Annotated in this window: 13 protein-coding genes and 1 pseudogene; 13 read left to right on the top strand and 1 reads right to left on the bottom strand. The window is 45.4% G+C overall.

The features are described 5' to 3' along the window. The 3 genes and pseudogenes from WJ238_RS01575 to WJ238_RS01565 all read left to right on the top strand — a co-directional run. A pseudogene (locus WJ238_RS01575) lies at window positions 1-255 on the top strand (SAM-dependent methyltransferase); the annotation flags it as partial. A 15-nt stretch (window positions 256-270) separates the two neighbouring features. After that, the gene (locus WJ238_RS01570; RefSeq protein WP_230105884.1) at window positions 271-1,050 is read left to right on the top strand and encodes a Nif3-like dinuclear metal center hexameric protein; all 780 of its coding nucleotides are present in this window, start codon (window positions 271-273) and stop codon (window positions 1,048-1,050) included. A gap of 17 nt (window positions 1,051-1,067) precedes the next feature. Beyond that, window positions 1,068-2,735, top strand: a complete 1,668-nt coding sequence (locus WJ238_RS01565) for a nucleoside kinase (RefSeq protein ID WP_230105885.1) — start codon at window positions 1,068-1,070, stop codon at window positions 2,733-2,735. Between the two features lie 11 nt (window positions 2,736-2,746). Here the strand turns inward: WJ238_RS01565 and aroC are convergent, their stop codons facing one another. Continuing rightward, entirely contained in the window at window positions 2,747-3,871 is a 1,125-nt protein-coding gene (gene aroC, locus WJ238_RS01560; protein WP_337605954.1) for a chorismate synthase, read from the bottom strand. Between the two features lie 146 nt (window positions 3,872-4,017). Between aroC and WJ238_RS01555 the strand changes: the two genes are divergently transcribed. From WJ238_RS01555 to WJ238_RS01510, 10 genes are all read left to right on the top strand, one after another. Further along, window positions 4,018-5,820, top strand: a complete 1,803-nt coding sequence (locus tag WJ238_RS01555; protein ID WP_337605953.1) for a L,D-transpeptidase family protein — start codon at window positions 4,018-4,020, stop codon at window positions 5,818-5,820. Between the two features lie 14 nt (window positions 5,821-5,834). Continuing rightward, the gene (gene tgt / locus WJ238_RS01550) at window positions 5,835-6,968 is read left to right on the top strand and encodes a tRNA guanosine(34) transglycosylase Tgt (protein WP_230105888.1); all 1,134 of its coding nucleotides are present in this window, start codon (window positions 5,835-5,837) and stop codon (window positions 6,966-6,968) included. A gap of 91 nt (window positions 6,969-7,059) precedes the next feature. Next, the gene (yajC, locus tag WJ238_RS01545) at window positions 7,060-7,368 is read left to right on the top strand and encodes a preprotein translocase subunit YajC (RefSeq protein WP_230105889.1); all 309 of its coding nucleotides are present in this window, start codon (window positions 7,060-7,062) and stop codon (window positions 7,366-7,368) included. Window positions 7,369-7,672: 304 nt separating this feature from the next. Next, the gene (locus WJ238_RS01540) at window positions 7,673-9,793 is read left to right on the top strand and encodes an N-acetylglucosaminidase (RefSeq protein WP_337605952.1); all 2,121 of its coding nucleotides are present in this window, start codon (window positions 7,673-7,675) and stop codon (window positions 9,791-9,793) included. A 261-nt stretch (window positions 9,794-10,054) separates the two neighbouring features. Continuing rightward, window positions 10,055-11,137, top strand: a complete 1,083-nt coding sequence (gene leuB, locus WJ238_RS01535; RefSeq protein WP_337605951.1) for a 3-isopropylmalate dehydrogenase — start codon at window positions 10,055-10,057, stop codon at window positions 11,135-11,137. A gap of 108 nt (window positions 11,138-11,245) precedes the next feature. Then, window positions 11,246-12,916, top strand: coding sequence for a dihydroxy-acid dehydratase (gene ilvD, locus WJ238_RS01530; RefSeq protein ID WP_230105892.1), 1,671 nt, complete (start codon window positions 11,246-11,248; stop codon window positions 12,914-12,916). 25 nt (window positions 12,917-12,941) lie between these two features. After that, window positions 12,942-14,609: a biosynthetic-type acetolactate synthase large subunit gene (ilvB, locus tag WJ238_RS01525; protein ID WP_230105893.1), complete on the top strand. Its 1,668-nt coding sequence runs from the start codon at window positions 12,942-12,944 to the stop codon at window positions 14,607-14,609. A 30-nt stretch (window positions 14,610-14,639) separates the two neighbouring features. Then, window positions 14,640-15,722, top strand: a complete 1,083-nt coding sequence (serC, locus tag WJ238_RS01520; RefSeq protein WP_230105894.1) for a 3-phosphoserine/phosphohydroxythreonine transaminase — start codon at window positions 14,640-14,642, stop codon at window positions 15,720-15,722. A 2-nt stretch (window positions 15,723-15,724) separates the two neighbouring features. Further along, window positions 15,725-16,888: a phosphoglycerate dehydrogenase gene (locus tag WJ238_RS01515; protein ID WP_230105895.1), complete on the top strand. Its 1,164-nt coding sequence runs from the start codon at window positions 15,725-15,727 to the stop codon at window positions 16,886-16,888. A gap of 148 nt (window positions 16,889-17,036) precedes the next feature. Further along, complete coding sequence (locus WJ238_RS01510) at window positions 17,037-17,228, top strand: DUF5655 domain-containing protein (RefSeq protein WP_337605950.1); 192 nt, start codon at window positions 17,037-17,039, stop codon at window positions 17,226-17,228. Window positions 17,229-17,280: the final 52 nt, after the last annotated feature.

Here is a 17,280-nt window from a genome sequence, read left to right as displayed (position 1 = left end):
TATTATCCCATGATGAAAGCGGTTCATGGGAAGGAAGAGAAACCCTATGAAGAAGAGGAACTTCTTTATGGAAGGGAACTTTTGAAAAGAAAGCATCCGGTTCTTAAGAAGTATCTCTTTCGTGAGAGACAGATCCGGGAAGGGATCCTTGGGGAGTTAAAGAAAGTGGAAAATGAGAGGGCGAGGATCCGGGAGAAAGAGCTAGAACATGAGCTGAAAATAATAGAAAGAGCACTGCAAAGATACGAAAAGTAAAGGAGCTGGGAAAAGATGTTGTGCAAAGAAGTTATCGATGTGATTGAAGCGGCTTATCCGCGAAGCTATGCAATGGACTGGGATAATGTGGGATTGCTTGTGGGAAGAGATGACAAGGAAGTGCGGCGCATTTATGTGGCGCTGGATGCTACAGATGATGTGATCGAACAGGCAGCAGACTGGAGAGCGGATATGCTTATCACTCACCATCCCATGATCTTTACAGGATTAAAAAGGATCAATAATCTTGACTTTGTCGGAGCCAGAATTTTAAAATTGATCCAGAATGATATCTCCTATTATGCTATGCACACAAACTATGATGTGCTTGGAATGGCAGAGCTTTCCGGCAGGAAGATGGATTTCGGAGAGACAGAAGTCCTGGAAGTGACATCCCGGGAAGAAAGGGATGAAGGGATCGGAAGAGTAGCTGACCTGAAAACGCCCATGACTCTGAAAGAGCTTTGCTGGCTTGTAAAGGATAAATTCCATCTGGGTGCCGTGAAGGTGTTCGGGGACATGGATCAAAAGATCAAAAGGCCGGCCATCTCCCCCGGAGCCGGGAAGAGTATGATAAAAGCGGCTCTTGATAAAAAGGCAGATGTGCTGATCACCGGTGATATCGACCATCATACAGGAATTGATGCGGTTGCCCAGGGGCTTGCTGTCATTGATGCAGGACATTATGGAATCGAACATATTTTTATTGAGGATGTCAGAATATATCTGGAGGAAAAGCTGCCTGGCATAGAGGCAGCAGCCGCTCCGGTCTGCCATCCCTTCCAGATTGTATAGAAGAGGGACTTAAATATATGGAAGAAAAAACATATCAGGTTAAGACATCGGGAAATTTAAGAGAATATCCGGCAGGAACAAGTTACGGAGAGATTGCCCGCGATTTTCAGAAAGATTATAAAAACGACATTGTCCTTGTGTTTGCCAATGGGAAGCTTCAGGAGCTGCATAAAACGCTGCAGTGCGATACAGAGATTAAATTTGTCACTACCGGGGATGAGATCGGACATAAGACATACAAAAGAAGCATGTGTTTTATGCTTGTCAAGGCAATCTATGACGTGACAGAGCACCGTCTGGTAGACAAGGTGAGGATCCACTATTCAGTAAGCCAGGGATATTACTGTACCATTGAGGGGAAAGTGACTCTGGACAGAGAATTTTTGCAGCGTGTCACAGACCGGATGAATGAGATGGTGGCAGAAGATATGCCCATTCGTAAACGGACGGTTCATACAGATGAAGCCATTGAGCTTTTCCGCAAGCACGGCATGTACGATAAAGAGAGGCTTTTTGCCTACCGCCGTGTGTCCAGGGTCAATATTTACAGTATGAATGAATTTGAAGACTACTATTATGGATATATGGTGCCAAGTGCGGGATATCTGAAATATTTTGCGCTCTATCTTTACGATGAGGGATTTGTGATACAGATGCCTACGATGGAGTCGCCCAGAACACTGGAACCGTTTGTGCCTCAAAGTAAACTGTTTCATGTGCTGAAGGAGTCAACAGGCTGGGGAGATATGCTGGGTATAGAGACTGTTGGCGCACTGAATGACAAGATTACAAAAAGCGATATGAGAGAAGTGGTTCTTGTGCAGGAAGCCATGCAGGAGAAAAGGATCGCGGAAATTGCCGGTATGATCGCCAAAAAGCCGGAAAGAAAAATTGTATTGATCGCTGGCCCATCCTCTTCAGGAAAGACAACATTTTCACACCGGCTGTCTATTCAGCTTCGGGCAATAGGCATGACGCCCCATCCCATTGCAGTAGATAATTATTTCGTGGAGAGGGAAGATACGCCAAAGGACGCCAAGGGTGAGTACGATTTTGAATGTCTGGAAGCAGTAGATACCGCCCTGTTCAACGCCCAGATGGAAGATCTTTTGAAAGGGAGAGAGGTTGTGCTTCCGGTCTTTAATTTTAAAACAGGGCATAAAGACTTCTCCGGTCCGCCGAAAAGACTGGGCCCAAGCGATGTGCTGGTGATAGAAGGGATTCACTGTCTGAATCCTCGTCTGACACAGTCTCTTCCGGATAAGAATAAATTTAAAATCTATATCAGCGCACTGACGCAGCTGAATATTGATGAACACAACCGTATTCCGACAACAGACGGACGTCTCATACGCAGGATTGTCCGGGATGCAAGAACCAGGGGAGCCTCGGCCAGAAGAACGATCTCTATGTGGCCTTCTGTACGGAAAGGGGAGGAGAAAAATATCTTTCCTTATCAGGAGGAAGCAGATATTATGTTCAATTCTGCCCTGATTTATGAGCTGGCTGTCCTGAAACAGTATATAGAGCCCCTGTTGTTTGGTATTGAGCGGGACTGCAGAGAATATCAGGAGGCCAAAAGACTTCTGAAATTTCTGGATTATTTTGTGGGAATCGGGAGCGAGATTGTTCCGGCTAATTCCCTTCTTAGGGAATTTATCGGTGGAGGATGCTTTAAAGTATAGAGAGCGCCGGTTTAAGGCCGGCGCTCTTTACTATCTTTTGGATAATAAAATGCAGTAAAATTTTCCAGGCGGGAGGACATGTTGATCATGAGAAGATCAGCAAGTGCCAGGGCAGCCATGGCCTCCACAACAACGACGGCCCGGGGAACGATGACAGGATCGTGTCTGCCGTGTATGGAAAGTTCTATTTCTTTTCCATCTGAGGTTACGGTATGCTGCGGGCGTGCAATAGATGGCGTGGGTTTGACGGCGGCGCGGAAGATCAGGGTGCTGCCGTCGCTTAAGCCGCCCAGGGTGCCGCCGGAGTGGTTGGTCCTTTTCCGGATACGGAAACCATCAAAAGTAAAAGCATCATTGTTGTCACTGCCTTTTGCAAGGGCAGAGCGAAAACCGTCTCCGATCTCTACTCCCTTCACCGCGCCGATGGACATGACTGCCTGTGCAAGAGCGGCGTCCAGTTTGTGAAAGACAGGTTCGCCGATTCCTGCCGGAATCCCTTCGATCTGACATTCGATGATCCCGCCGGAAGAATCCTGGTTTTTGATACAGGATTCCAGATAGGCGGAAGCTTCTTCGCTGAAAGATCTGGAAGGCATATACAGCGGATTTTCCGAAATTTGAGTGAAATCATATTCTCCGTCCGGAACAGAGATGGGCCCAATGGACTTTGTATATGCAGTTATGCGGATGCCCACGCTTTCGAGAAGACGGCAGGCAACTGCACCGGCGGCCACTCTTCCGATGGTTTCACGTCCGGAGGAGCGCCCTCCGCCTCTGTAGTCTCGGAAACCGTATTTTTGATCAAAGGTAAAATCAGCATGTCCGGGGCGAAAGCAGTTTTTCAGTGTATCGTAATCCCTGGAAATCTGATCGTTGTTTCTTATTATAATAGAAATGGGAGTTCCGGTTGTCCGGCCTTCAAATACGCCGGATAAAATTTCGGCGGTATCCTTTTCGCGGCGGGCTGTAGTAAATTTTCCCTGACCGGGACGGCGGCGGTCCAGATATTTTTGAATATCATTTTCGCAAAGAGAAAGTCCGGAAGGACATCCGTCTACTACAGCTCCCAGGGCAGGGCCGTGGGATTCGCCCCATGTTGTTACTGTAAATAAAGTGCCATAAGTAGAGCCAGCCATAGGTACAAAAATCTCCTTTGTCATATTTAAAATAAATGTTAAAAGTTATTAAGTTTTATTATAAAGGGCGGACGGCTTGTTGACAAGAGATTGGCAGAACACTATAATGACTACATATTGAGTTAAAAAAGAGGAGTAATTCATAAATGAGTGACAAAGAAAAAAATGTAGACCCCATGGAGCGCTCTTCAGATGAAATTGTCCAGGAGACAATGAAGGAAATATATGATGAAATTAACAACTCCGATCTAAAGGAGGAAGTAAATAGTCATGATACAGATGAAGAGGCGCTGGAAGAACTTCAGGAAGAACTTCGGAAAGGAGAAATGGAGGAACCGGCTGCAGAAACAGAAGAAGAGACGGATGAGGAAGATGCGGAAGAAGCAGAAGAAAATCCGGAAGATTGGATGGATTATGACAGCGGCGTTATATCTTTCGATGAAAGTGATTTTAGAGACAGGGAAGAAGACGAAGAAAACTTAGAATCAGATGCGGAAGAAACAGAACTTCCGGATGAGGAAGATGATTTCGAGGAAGATCCGCGTCTGGTACGTCATCGCCGCAAGAAACTTGCGGTGAGGATAATCCTGATCATTGTAGGAGTACTGATTCTTGCCTATCTTGGAGCGGCGCTGTTTTTTAACAGCCATTTCTATTTCTTTACGAAGATCAACGGGACGGAATTTTCAGCTAAAACCGTGGAGCAGGTTGAAAAATATATGGAAGGTCAGGTTGCAGACTATGAGCTGACGCTGGAGGAAATTGACGGCGGAACAGAAGTGATCGACGGCACCGATATTGATCTGGAATACGTAAAAGGTGATGAGCTGAATAAGCTTTTGAAGGAGCAAAATCCGCTGCTGTGGATCACTGCGCTCTGGGATCACCCGGAGATTACAGCACCGGTAGGGGTGGAGTTCGATGAAAGTAAACTGACAGAAGTATTGAATAACCTGACCTGTATGGATCCGGAAGAACAGGTGAAATCCGAGTCGGCCCGGCCGGTATTCGAAAATACAGAATTTGTGATTCAGCCGGAAGTGGTGGGATCAGAAATTGATACAGAGAAGTTTACGGAAGCTGTGAAAACAGCAGTCGGAGGGTTTGTCAGCACACTTGATATGGAAGAGGCGGGATGCTATATTCTGCCGGCCTTTACATCGGAATCCGAGGAAGTGATCGCGGCGAAGGATAAAATGAACAGTTATCTTGGGGCCCACATTACATATGATTTCAGCCCTTATACAGAGGTGGTGGATTCGTCTGTGATCTCACAGTGGGTTACAGTAGATGACAGCATGAATGTTACCTTTGATCAGGATGCAGTACGCGCTTATATTCAGGATCTTGCCAATAAATACGATACTTATGGGAAGACAAGGACAATTACAACCGGTTCGGGAAATACCGCACAGGTGGAAGGCGGAAGCTATGGATGGCAGATTGACCAGGAGGCAGAGTATACTGCTTTGACGGCAAATATCGAAAAAGCGGAAACCGTTACAAGAGAGCCGCAGTATGCAAGACGGGCTGCTTCTCATGAGGGCAACGATTTTGGTACAAGTTATGTGGAGATTGATCTGACAAACCAGCATGTGTGGGTATTTGTTAATGGTCAGTGTGTAGTGGAGACGGACTGTGTAACGGGAAATCCCAATCAGGGAAACGGAACTCCTCAGGGAACTTATTCTATTGCATATAAACAGCAGGATACGACCCTGCGGGGACCCAAGAAAGAGGACGGCACTTATGAATGGGAGTCGCCGGTATCCTACTGGATGCCGTTTAATGGAGGGATCGGATTGCATGACGCAAGCTGGCAGCCAACTTTTGGCGGGGACTGGTATTTATCCCATGGTTCCCACGGCTGTGTAAACCTGCCGCCTTCTGTAGCTCCGACGGTATATGCCAATATTGAGGCAGGCACTCCGGTTGTATGCCACTATTAAAAGAGGATACGGATATGTATGAATTATTAAAGAAAGACGGAGAGGCCCGCAGGGGGCGGCTCCATACAGTACACGGGGTCATTGAGACCCCTGTATTTATGAATGTAGGTACTGTGGCAGCCATCAAGGGAGCTGTTTCTACAGATGATCTAAGACAGATCGGAACACAGGTGGAGTTGTCTAATACCTATCATCTCCATGTGAGGCCGGGAGATAAGATTGTCAGACAGTTGGGCGGACTTCACAAATTTATGTCCTGGGACAGGCCTATTTTGACAGATTCCGGAGGGTTTCAGGTATTTTCCCTTGCAGGTCTTAGAAAAATCAAAGAAGAAGGCGTATATTTCCAGTCACATATTGACGGACACAAAATATTTATGGGTCCCGAGGAGAGTATGCAGATTCAATCGAATCTCGGGTCTACCATTGCTATGGCTTTTGACGAGTGCCCTTCCAGTGTGGCCAAAAAGGACTATATCGAGCAGTCTGTGGCAAGAACAACGAGATGGCTGGCAAGATGCAAAGAAGAGATGGAGAGGCTGAACAGCCTGTCGGATACGATCAATCCCCATCAGCTTCTCTTCGGTATCAACCAGGGGGGAATTTATGAGGATATCCGAATCCGGCATGCAGATGAGATCCGGCAGATGGATCTTTCGGGCTATGCGATCGGAGGCCTTGCTGTTGGAGAGTCTCACGAGGATATGTATCGGATTCTGGACGCTGTCGTGCCTCATCTTCCACAGGACAAACCAATTTATCTGATGGGAGTCGGTACGCCGGCTAATATCCTGGAAGCGGTGGACAGAGGGGTAGACTTCTTTGATTGCGTTTACCCAAGCAGGAACGGACGTCATGGTCATGTTTATACAAAACAGGGCAAGAGAAATCTTTTTAATGCAAAATATGAGCTGGATGACCGTCCGATCGAGGAGGGATGCGGATGCCCTGCATGCAGATCTTATTCCCGCGCTTACATCCGTCATCTTCTGAAAGCGAAAGAAATGTTGGGAATGCGCCTGTGCGTGCTTCATAACCTCTATTTCTACAATCATCTGATGGAAGAGATTCGGGAGGCGATTGAACAGGGAACCTATAAGGAGTTTAAGAAAAGGACTCTGGAAGGCATGCTAAGTCAGGGGAAATAGAAAGATGACACAAAAAGTACTTGATGAAAACAGTATTATTGTGTATGATAATAACAGTGCATAAGATAGAAATGGTAGGAGGAATTTATTTATGAATTATGCTTTAGCAGCCGGAAGCTTCCTGAATAGTCCCATCGGGATTATCCTTATATATGTTGTCATTATCGGTGGTTTCTGGTTTATTCTTATGAGACCGCAGAAAAAGGAACAGAAAAGGCTCGCAGCTATGATCGCTGACATGGAGGTAGGAGATACAGTATTGACTACCAGCGGATTTTATGGCGTAGTGATCGACCTGACTGACGATGACGTAATTGTTGAGTTTGGAAGCAACAAAAATTGCCGTATTCCAATGCAAAAGGCAGCAATTGCACAGGTGGAAAAGGCAAATCAGGATTAATCCATTTGTTTAGAATTAAATTTGTTTAAGAGATGAAAGAACCGGTATTTCCGGTTCTTTTCTGTTTACGGGACGTTTTGTTCTTTCTTGGAAAAGAAGAATATCATTTTTACATATAAAAAAGGAAAATGTGTAAATTTTATGGAGAAAATGTGGAAAAGTTGAAAAAATTATCGGAATTATGTTATGATTTTTTTGTATCAGTGTGATGCCATTGTGCAAAGAAAATGTGGTCTGAAACACAAGATTCTTTAGAAATGGCTTTATATGAATAATTAATAAAGGGTAAGGAGGTAAAAGGTAAATGAAAAAAGGAAAATTGCTGATACCAATGCTTTTCATGTGCATGGTTTTGACCGCAGTCCCTGCTATGAAAAGCAATGCGGAAGATGCCGAGGGGGAGCAGACATCTTCAGAGATTCAGGATGAAAATTCACAGAGTCAGGAATCCGTTACTGCTATGGATGAAAACGGAAATATTACAGAAGTCGGCGATTCAGATGGAGTGGTTGAAGACGAAGGAAGCAATGCCCGGGCAAGAAGCAGTTCGCCGATGATCGTCAATTTTAATACGAAAAGCAATGAGACAACCAGTTATACGGAAGACGGAACAGGGAAAGCCGGCTATGTTAACGGAGATTATGGCGCAGATGCGGCTTATCTTGGGACAAGCAATGGCAAAGTCAAATTTATGATGTCGGGCGTTATTGGCTGGGTGGATGAATCGGAAGTACAGGTTATAAGCCTGGATGCGGTTGAAGTAGTCAGCGGATATGAAGTGGAAGACGGAAGGCTGCTTCACTGTATTGTGTATGATATGACTACACCTGGGTACAGAAGCCGTCTGGATAATGGAGAGGCTCCTTCTTACTTGACTTCCGGACAAAAATATTACAGTTATGACGGTCATTATTTTTATACCGATTACGAAACTATGATCTCAGATTATCAGAATAATACACGCTCCCATTCTGTGAATCCGGATCAGCCGTATTATAATTATTATCAATATCTTTCGCTGCGAAGCCAGACATTATACAGCGGAGACAGTTTAAACACCATGATCGCCGCAAAAGTGTCAGGCAGTTCCAAAATGAGCGGTACGGGAAGCGATTTTGTTAATGCACAGGAAGCTTACGGAGTAAATGCGCTTCTGATGGTGAGTATAGCAGGAAATGAAAGCGCCTGGGGAACCAGTTCGATCGCATCCGGAAAAAACAATCTATTCGGGCTGAATGCCGTTGATGCTTCGCCGGGTGAGAGCGCAGATACATTCTCAAGTGTTCAGGCATGTATTGAAGATTTTGCGTGCGGATGGATGTCGCAGAGTTATCTTGATCCGTCCAGCTCTACATATTCAGGAGGATTCCTTGGTAATAAAGGAAGCGGGCTTAATGTAAAATATGCGTCGGATCCGTACTGGGGTGAAAAGGCTGCCAACATTGCCTACAATTTGGATCAGGCGGCAGGAAGTCAGGATTGCGGAAACTATACCATCGGTATTAAAGATACGCTTGCATCCAGCCATAATACAGTAAATGTAAGGCAGGAGAGCAATACAAGTTCAACAGTCCTTTATCAGACTGGAACCAGCGCAAATTATGCTGTTTTGATTTTGGACAGCAACAGCACAAATGGATTTTATCGCATTCAGAGTGACGCCGTGCTAAATGCGGACAGAACATCTGTTGCATCAGCAGGAGAATATAGTTTTGATTCCATGTATGCTTATATTTCCGCAGACTATGTAACTGTTGTGAATACAGGAACGGTATCTGCAGAAGATCCTGTGACAAAGACTCTCCAGTCTATTTATATTGCAGCAGCGCCATCCAAGACAGAATACTCGGAAGGGGAAACTTTTGATCCTTCCGGAATCAGTGTAAGGGCAGTGTGGAGTGATGGAACCGAGACAGATGTATCGGGAGAGATTACCTACAGTCAGGAAGCGTTGACAACAGCAGATACAGAAGTACAGCTTCAGTATACTTCCGGAGGAGTGACTGTATCAGCGGTGCAAAGCATTACCGTTAAGGCGGCTGCCGACGATGGAAGCGTGACAAACGATCCGACTGATACCGACGTTGGAAGCGGAACAAATAATCCTGCAGACACGAATGACGGAAGCGGAACAAATGATCCGACGGATACCAACGATGGAAGTGGGACAGATAATCTGACAGACACGAACGATGGAAGCGTGACAAACGATCCAGCGGATATAACGGATTCGGCCGACAGTATTGAGCCAGGAACAGATACGAAAACGACAGAAGCTGCCGGTCAGGAAGAGCAGGACTCAAACGTCCGTCAGGCAGCACCAAGAACAGGAGATACTTCTTCTGTTGGAATTTGGATAGCGTTGGCAGCGGCAGCAGTGATCATCATCATAGCCACAGTTGTTATTAAAAAGCGAAAGAAATAAATAAAATCCATGCCGATAGAGCAAGTAGCTTATGAATAAGTGGATGCAATCAAGAAAAGAAAGGGAAAAAACTGAATAAGAAAATCGAAAACTGCCGTTGAAGGAACACCTATTCCTACAACGGCAGTTCTATTTTATAAAATAATTAAAAACCGAGGACACTCTATTTTTTGTGTTAATTCACTGTGAAAGGGTTGAAACAAGTCATAAAATGAGATATTATTAAAAAATAATGAAATTTGTATAGAAAGGAAGAGGTGTATGGATCTGAAGATTGGAGTGATCAAAGGCGATGGTATCGGGCCGGAGATTGTCACAGAGGCCATGAAGGTTTTAGATAAAGTTGGAAATGTGTATGGACATACCTGCCATTATGAACAGCTTCTTTTGGGAGGCGCCTCTATTGATGTGCACGGAATCCCTCTGACCGATGAGACAATAGAAAAAGCAAAAGCCTGCGATGCAGTATTAATGGGATCCATAGGGGGAGATGCAAAAACTTCACCCTGGTATCAGCTTGAGCCGGATAAAAGACCGGAGGCCGGACTTTTGAAAATAAGAAAGGCACTGAATCTTTTTGCCAATCTGCGGCCTGCAGTTTTGTATGATGAATTGAAAGGAGCCTGTCCTTTGAAAGAAGACATTACGGAGGGCGGTTTTGATATGATGATCATGCGTGAGCTGACCGGAGGTCTGTATTTTGGAGAAAGGAAAACCGTAGAGAAAGATGGCGTTATGACAGCCTATGATTCTCTCACCTATAATGAAAATGAGATCAGAAGGATTGCAAAGCGTGCTTTTGACGTTGCGGAAAAGAGACGATGCAAAGTAACAAGTGTGGATAAGGCGAATGTACTGGATTCTTCCAGACTTTGGAGAAAAGTTGTAGAAGACGTGGCAAAAAAGTATCCGAACGTTGAGTTGGAACATATGCTGGTAGACAATTGTGCGATGCAGCTGGTAAAAGATCCGCGTCAGTTTGATGTGATTTTGACAGAGAATATGTTTGGCGACATTCTCTCTGACGAAGCCAGTATGGTGACCGGATCTATTGGAATGCTGGCAAGTGCCAGTCTGAATGAAACAAAATTCGGCCTGTATGAGCCAAGCGGAGGTTCCGCCCCGGATATTGCCGGAAAAGGAATAGCTAATCCGATTGCAACCATTTTATCCGCTGCTATGATGCTAAGATTCAGTTTTGACCTGGATCAGGAGGCAGACGCCATTGAAGCGGCAGTAGAGAAAGTCCTGAAAGACGGGTATCGTACGATAGATATTATGTCGGAGGGCAAGAAGCAGATTGGCACAAAAGAGATGGGAGATCGGATCGCAGCATATATTTAGATACAATTTTACACAGGGTATATTGCAGTTTTACACAGGGTATTTTTTAATTTAGGACGTAGTAAAGTTTAAAAGTGTTACGTCCCAAATTGCAACGGAGGATTGAATATGAGAAGTGATAATGTAAAAAAGGGCGTGCAGCAGGCACCCCACCGTTCGTTATTTAATGCGTTAGGATACACGAAAGAAGAGCTTGACCGTCCACTGATCGGTATTGTCAGCTCCTACAATGAGATTGTTCCAGGACACATGAATCTGGATAAGATCGTGAATGCAGTGAAGATGGGTGTGGCAATGGCAGGGGGGACCCCTATTGTATTTCCGGCCATTGCAGTGTGTGACGGAATCGCCATGGGACACATTGGTATGAAATATTCTCTTGTGACCCGTGATCTTATTGCAGATTCTACGGAAGCGATGGCAATGGCCCATCAGTTCGACGGACTTGTTATGGTTCCAAATTGTGATAAGAATGTGCCGGGGCTTCTGATGGCGGCAGCCCGGATCAATGTGCCGACAATTTTTGTCAGCGGCGGTCCAATGATGGCCGGACACGTACATGGCGAAAAAACAAGTCTTTCCAGTATGTTTGAAGCAGTTGGCGCTCATGCGGCAGGAAAGATGGACGATGAAGGACTTCTGGAGATGGAAAACAAGGCATGTCCCACATGCGGATCCTGTTCCGGGATGTATACAGCAAACAGCATGAACTGTCTGACAGAGGTTCTCGGAATGGGACTTGCAGGAAACGGAACGATTCCGGCAGTTTATTCCGAGCGTATCCGTCTTGCAAAACATGCCGGAATGCAGATCATGGAATTGGTAAGAAAAAATATCTGTCCAAGAGATATTATGACGAAGGAGGCAATCCTCAATGCCCTGACTGTAGATATGGCACTTGGATGCTCCACCAACAGTATGCTGCATCTGCCGGCGATCGCTCATGAGATCGGTATGGATTTCGAGATCGATTTCGCAAACGGAATCAGCGAGAAGACTCCGAATCTCTGCCACCTTGCACCAGCAGGCCATACTTATATTGAAGATCTCAATGAGGCGGGCGGCGTTTACGCTGTCATGTCTGAGCTGAATAAAAAAGGACTTCTCCATACGGAGTGTATGACTGTAACCGGAAAGACAGTTGGCGAAAACATCAAAGGAGCGGTGAACAAAAATCATAACGTCATCCGGCCCATCGACAATCCATACAGCGAAACGGGCGGCCTTGCAGTTTTGAAAGGCAACCTGGCTCCTGACGGAAGCGTGGTAAAACGGTCTGCAGTTGTAGATGAAATGCTGGTTCACGAAGGGCCTGCAAGAGTCTTTGACTGTGAGGAAGATGCGATCGCAGCGATCAAAGGAGGAAAAATTGTAGAAGGTGATGTGGTTGTGATCCGCTATGTAGGGCCCAAGGGAGGTCCCGGAATGCCGGAAATGCTCAATCCAACCTCTGCTATTGCCGGAATGGGACTTGGATCCAGTGTAGCACTGATCACAGACGGACGTTTCAGCGGTGCATCCAGAGGAGCGTCTATCGGACATGTTTCACCGGAAGCCGCAGTGGGCGGCCCCATTGCTTTTGTAGAAGAAGGAGATATAATCAAGATCGATATTCCCGGACTGAAAATCGAACTGGATGTTCCGGATGAAGTATTGGAAGAAAGGAAGAAAAACTGGCAGCCTCGTGAACCTAAGATTACAACAGGATATCTGGCAAGATATGCTTCCATGGTTACTTCGGGAAATCGCGGCGCTGTATTGGAAATTCCAAAAAAATAAATAAAAGTAGGAAAAGAGTGATGAAATGCAGTTGACAGGTGCAGAAATTGTTATTGAATGTTTAAAAGAACAGGGTGTTGATACAGTATTCGGCTATCCGGGGGGAGCAATCCTGAATGTATATGATGAGCTGTATAAGCATAGTAATGAAATCAGACACATTCTTACATCCCACGAACAGGGAGCAGCCCATGCGGCGGACGGCTATGCCAGAGCAACAGGGCGAGTAGGGGTATGCTTTGCCACCAGCGGGCCGGGCGCAACGAATCTTGTGACAGGAATTGCGACAGCATATATGGACTCTATTCCAATCGTTGCAATTACCTGTAATGTAGGAGTATCCTTACTTGGAAAAGACAGTTTCCAGGAAATTGATATTGCAGGTATTACTATGCCTATTACAAAGCATAACTATATTGTGAAGGATGTAACAAAACTGGCAGATACCATCCGCAAAGCCTTCGTAATCGCAAAAAAGGGGCGTCCGGGGCCGGTTCTTATCGATATTCCGAAAGATATTACCAGCACAGTGACAGAATATGAGCCGGCAGTGATCGAGCCGGTAATGCCATCTGAAGAAGTGTGCGAGGAAGATATCCAAACAGCTTTGGAAATGATCCGTCAGTCCAAAAAACCCTACGTCTTTGTGGGCGGCGGCGCGATTTTGTCTGGTGCTCATAAGGAATTGTATGAGTTTATAAAGAAAGTAGATGCTCCTGTGACAGACTCTCTTATGGGAAAAGGAGCATTTCCCGGAACAGATGAACTTTATACCGGGATGATAGGAATGCATGGAACAAAAACAGCAGATTACGGTGTGGATGAATGTGACCTTCTGATCGTAGCCGGCGCTCGTTTCAGCGACCGTGTTACCGGAAATGTGAAGGAGTTTGCAAAACATGCCAAAATCCTTCAGTTTGATGTAGATGCAGCTGAGATGAACAAAAATGTGCTTATCACAGAAGGAGTGATCGGTGATCTGAAGGTGACTCTTAAAAGGATTAATGAGCTTTTGGAACAGCAGGATCACAGCGAGTGGAAAGAAAAGATTATGGCTTACAAGGAAAAATATCCTCTCGTTTATCCAAGTGAAGGGTTGACTGGTCCTTTTGTAGTGGAAGAAATCTACCGTCAGACAAAAGGAGAAGCGATCATTGTAACAGAGGTTGGTCAGCATCAGATGTGGGCGGCACAGTATTATAAGTACACAAAACCGCGTACTTTGCTCACTTCCGGCGGACTCGGAACTATGGGATACGGGCTTGGCGCCGCGCTTGGGGCAAAGACCGGAATGCCGGATAAGACAGTAGTCAATATTGCCGGGGATGGATGTTTCCGTATGAACATGAATGAAATTGCCACAGCGGTAAGAAGCAATATTCCGGTGATTCAAGTAGTGATCAACAATCATGTGCTGGGAATGGTACGTCAGTGGCAGGATTTGTTCTATGGAAAAAGATATTCCCAGACTGTTCTTAATGATGCAGTGGATTTTGTAAAGCTGGCAGAAGCGATGGGAGCAGAAGGCGTCCGGGTAACTACACGGGAAGAATTTCAGGAGGCCTTTGCAAGAGCGCTGACTCTCGGAAAACCCATTGTCATTGACTGTCAGATTGATAAAGACGAGAAAGTATGGCCGATGGTGGCGCCGGGAGCGCCGATTCGGGAAGCCTTTGACGAAGCGGATATGTAGAAATAGAAAAGAAAATGGAGGGAGAAGCTTATGAGCAGAGTCTATAATTTTTCAGCAGGACCGGCCATGCTGCCGGAAGAAGTTCTGAAAGAGGCAGCGGAGGAAATGACAGATTACAGAGGAACCGGAATGTCAGTGATGGAAATGAGTCATCGTTCACAGGCTTTTGCCTCTATTTTAAATGAAGCGGAAACAGATATACGGGAGCTGATGCATATTCCGGAAAACTATAAAGTCCTTTTCCTGCAGGGAGGAGCATCTTTGCAGTTTGCCATGATTCCTATGAACCTGATGAAAAACAAAGTGGCAGATTATATCGTAACCGGACAGTGGGCAAAAAAGGCTTATCAGGAAGCGCAGAAATACGGCCGGGTTAATAAGATTGCCTCATCTGAGGATAAAACATTTTCCTATATACCGGACTGTTCCGATCTTTCCGTGTCGCCGGATGCCGATTATGTATACATATGTGAAAATAATACTATTTACGGGACAAAATTTCGTGAGCTTCCCGACACGAAAGGGAAACCGCTTGTGGCGGATGTATCCTCCTGCTTTTTATCTGAACCGGTGGATGTAACAAAGTACGGTTTGATTTATGGCGGTGTACAGAAAAATATCGGTCCTGCCGGAGTAGTGATCGTCATTATCAGAGAGGATCTGATCACAGAAGATGTCCTTCCGGGTACGCCGACCATGATGCAGTATAAGACACATGCAGACGCCGGTTCTCTTTACAATACTCCGCCGGCTTACGGGATCTATATCTGCGGCAAAGTGTTCAAGTGGCTGAAAAAGCAGGGTGGTCTGGAAGAAATAAAGAAGAAAAATGAGAAGAAAGCCAAGCTTCTCTACGATTATCTGGATGAGAGCTGTCTTTTTAAGGGGACAGTCGAAAAGAAGGACCGCTCTCTTATGAACGTACCGTTTGTGACAGGTAATGAAGAACTGGATGCCAAATTTGTGAAAGAGGCAAAAGAGGCAGGACTGGAAAATTTAAAAGGACACCGGAGTGTGGGCGGTATGAGAGCCAGCATTTACAATGCAATGCCATATGAGGGAGTTCAGGCACTGGTAGATTTTATGAAGAAATTTGAGAAGGAGAATCTGTAGACATGTATCATTATTATTGCTTAAACCAAATTTCTGAGGCTGGGATGGAAGGTATGACGGAACAATATGTACCAGTCAGTGACCCGGGGAAAGCAGATGCGATCCTTGTAAGGAGCGCTGCCATGCATGACATGGAGTTTAGTCCAAAGTTGAAGGCGATTGCAAGGGCGGGCGCCGGAGTAAACAATATTCCTCTGGACAAATGTGCGGAGAGGGGGATTGTTGTATTTAATACACCCGGCGCAAATGCAAATGGTGTGAAAGAGCTGGTGATTGCCGGAATGCTTCTGGCATCCAGAGACATCATTGGAGGAATCAACTGGGTGCAGGAAAATGAAGAGGACGGTAATATTGCCAAAGACGCAGAAAAAGCGAAAAAAGCCTTTGCAGGATGTGAGCTGGAAGGGAAAAAGCTTGGCGTGATAGGGCTTGGCGCAATTGGAGTGCTCGTGGCAAATGCGGCAACTCATCTTGGAATGGATGTGTACGGGTTTGATCCTTATGTTTCCGTGGATTCTGCATGGAGACTTTCCAGGAATATCCACCACGCAAAAACCGTAGATGAATTATATAAAAACTGTGATTATATTACGATCCATGTGCCGGCAATGGACAGTACAAAAGGCATGATCGATAAAAATGCACTCGGACTCATGAAGAAGGGAGTAATTGTCCTGAATTTTGCCAGAGATGTCCTGGTAAATGAGGAGGATATGATCGATGCCCTGGAAAGCGGTCAGGTACGTCATTATGTGACAGACTTCCCGACTCCTGTTATTGCCGGAGTAAAAGGTGCTATCGTTATTCCACATCTTGGAGCATCCACTGAGGAATCTGAAGATAATTGTGCTAAAATGGCAGTCCGTCAGATCATGGATTATCTGGAATATGGTAATATCCGCAATTCTGTCAATTACCCGGACTGTGATATGGGAATGCCGGGCGAGAATAAAAGAATTGTTCTTCTCCATTACAATAAGCCGAATATGATCGGTCAGTTCACCAGGATTTTGGCGGATGATAATATGAATATTGCCGATATGGCTAATAAAAGTAAGGGCGGATATGCATATACGATGATCGATATTGATTCGGAAATCCCGGAACGGGTAGCGGAAGACCTAAGACAGATTGATGGGGTGCTAAGAGTAAGGATCGTAAATTAAAGAGAAAAGGCCGGAGACAAAAGCAGCAGGAGCAGGGCTGAAGATGGATCCGGTCTTTTTTTGCAGAAAATACTTTGTATGCTATACTGTTATATATAAAAAATGCGCGGTCTGATATCCGGCTATGCAGATACAGGGGGAAAAGAATATGCAGGATACCGTTTTACAGTTTTTTGATCGGCAGATGGATGCATTGCCGTTATATGAGAAGTTCGAAACATGCATTATGTCGAGGATTCCGGATGTAAAGATCAAAGTGCAGAAAACGCAGATTTCTTTCTACAACAGGCATATGTTTGCATGCGTTTCTTTTGCGAAGGTGAGGAAAAAGAAAGAATAGTTTGCAATCCCTAAATCCATAAAGTAAGCGCGTCGGCCAGGTCTGAAGTCCA

This window comes from Claveliimonas sp. (genome assembly GCF_037273965.1).
GTDB classification, from domain to species: Bacteria; Bacillota; Clostridia; order Lachnospirales; family Lachnospiraceae; genus Claveliimonas; species Claveliimonas bilis.
The sequence above is the reverse complement of the archived record's forward strand: the minus strand, read 5'-3'. Positions and strand labels throughout refer to the sequence as shown.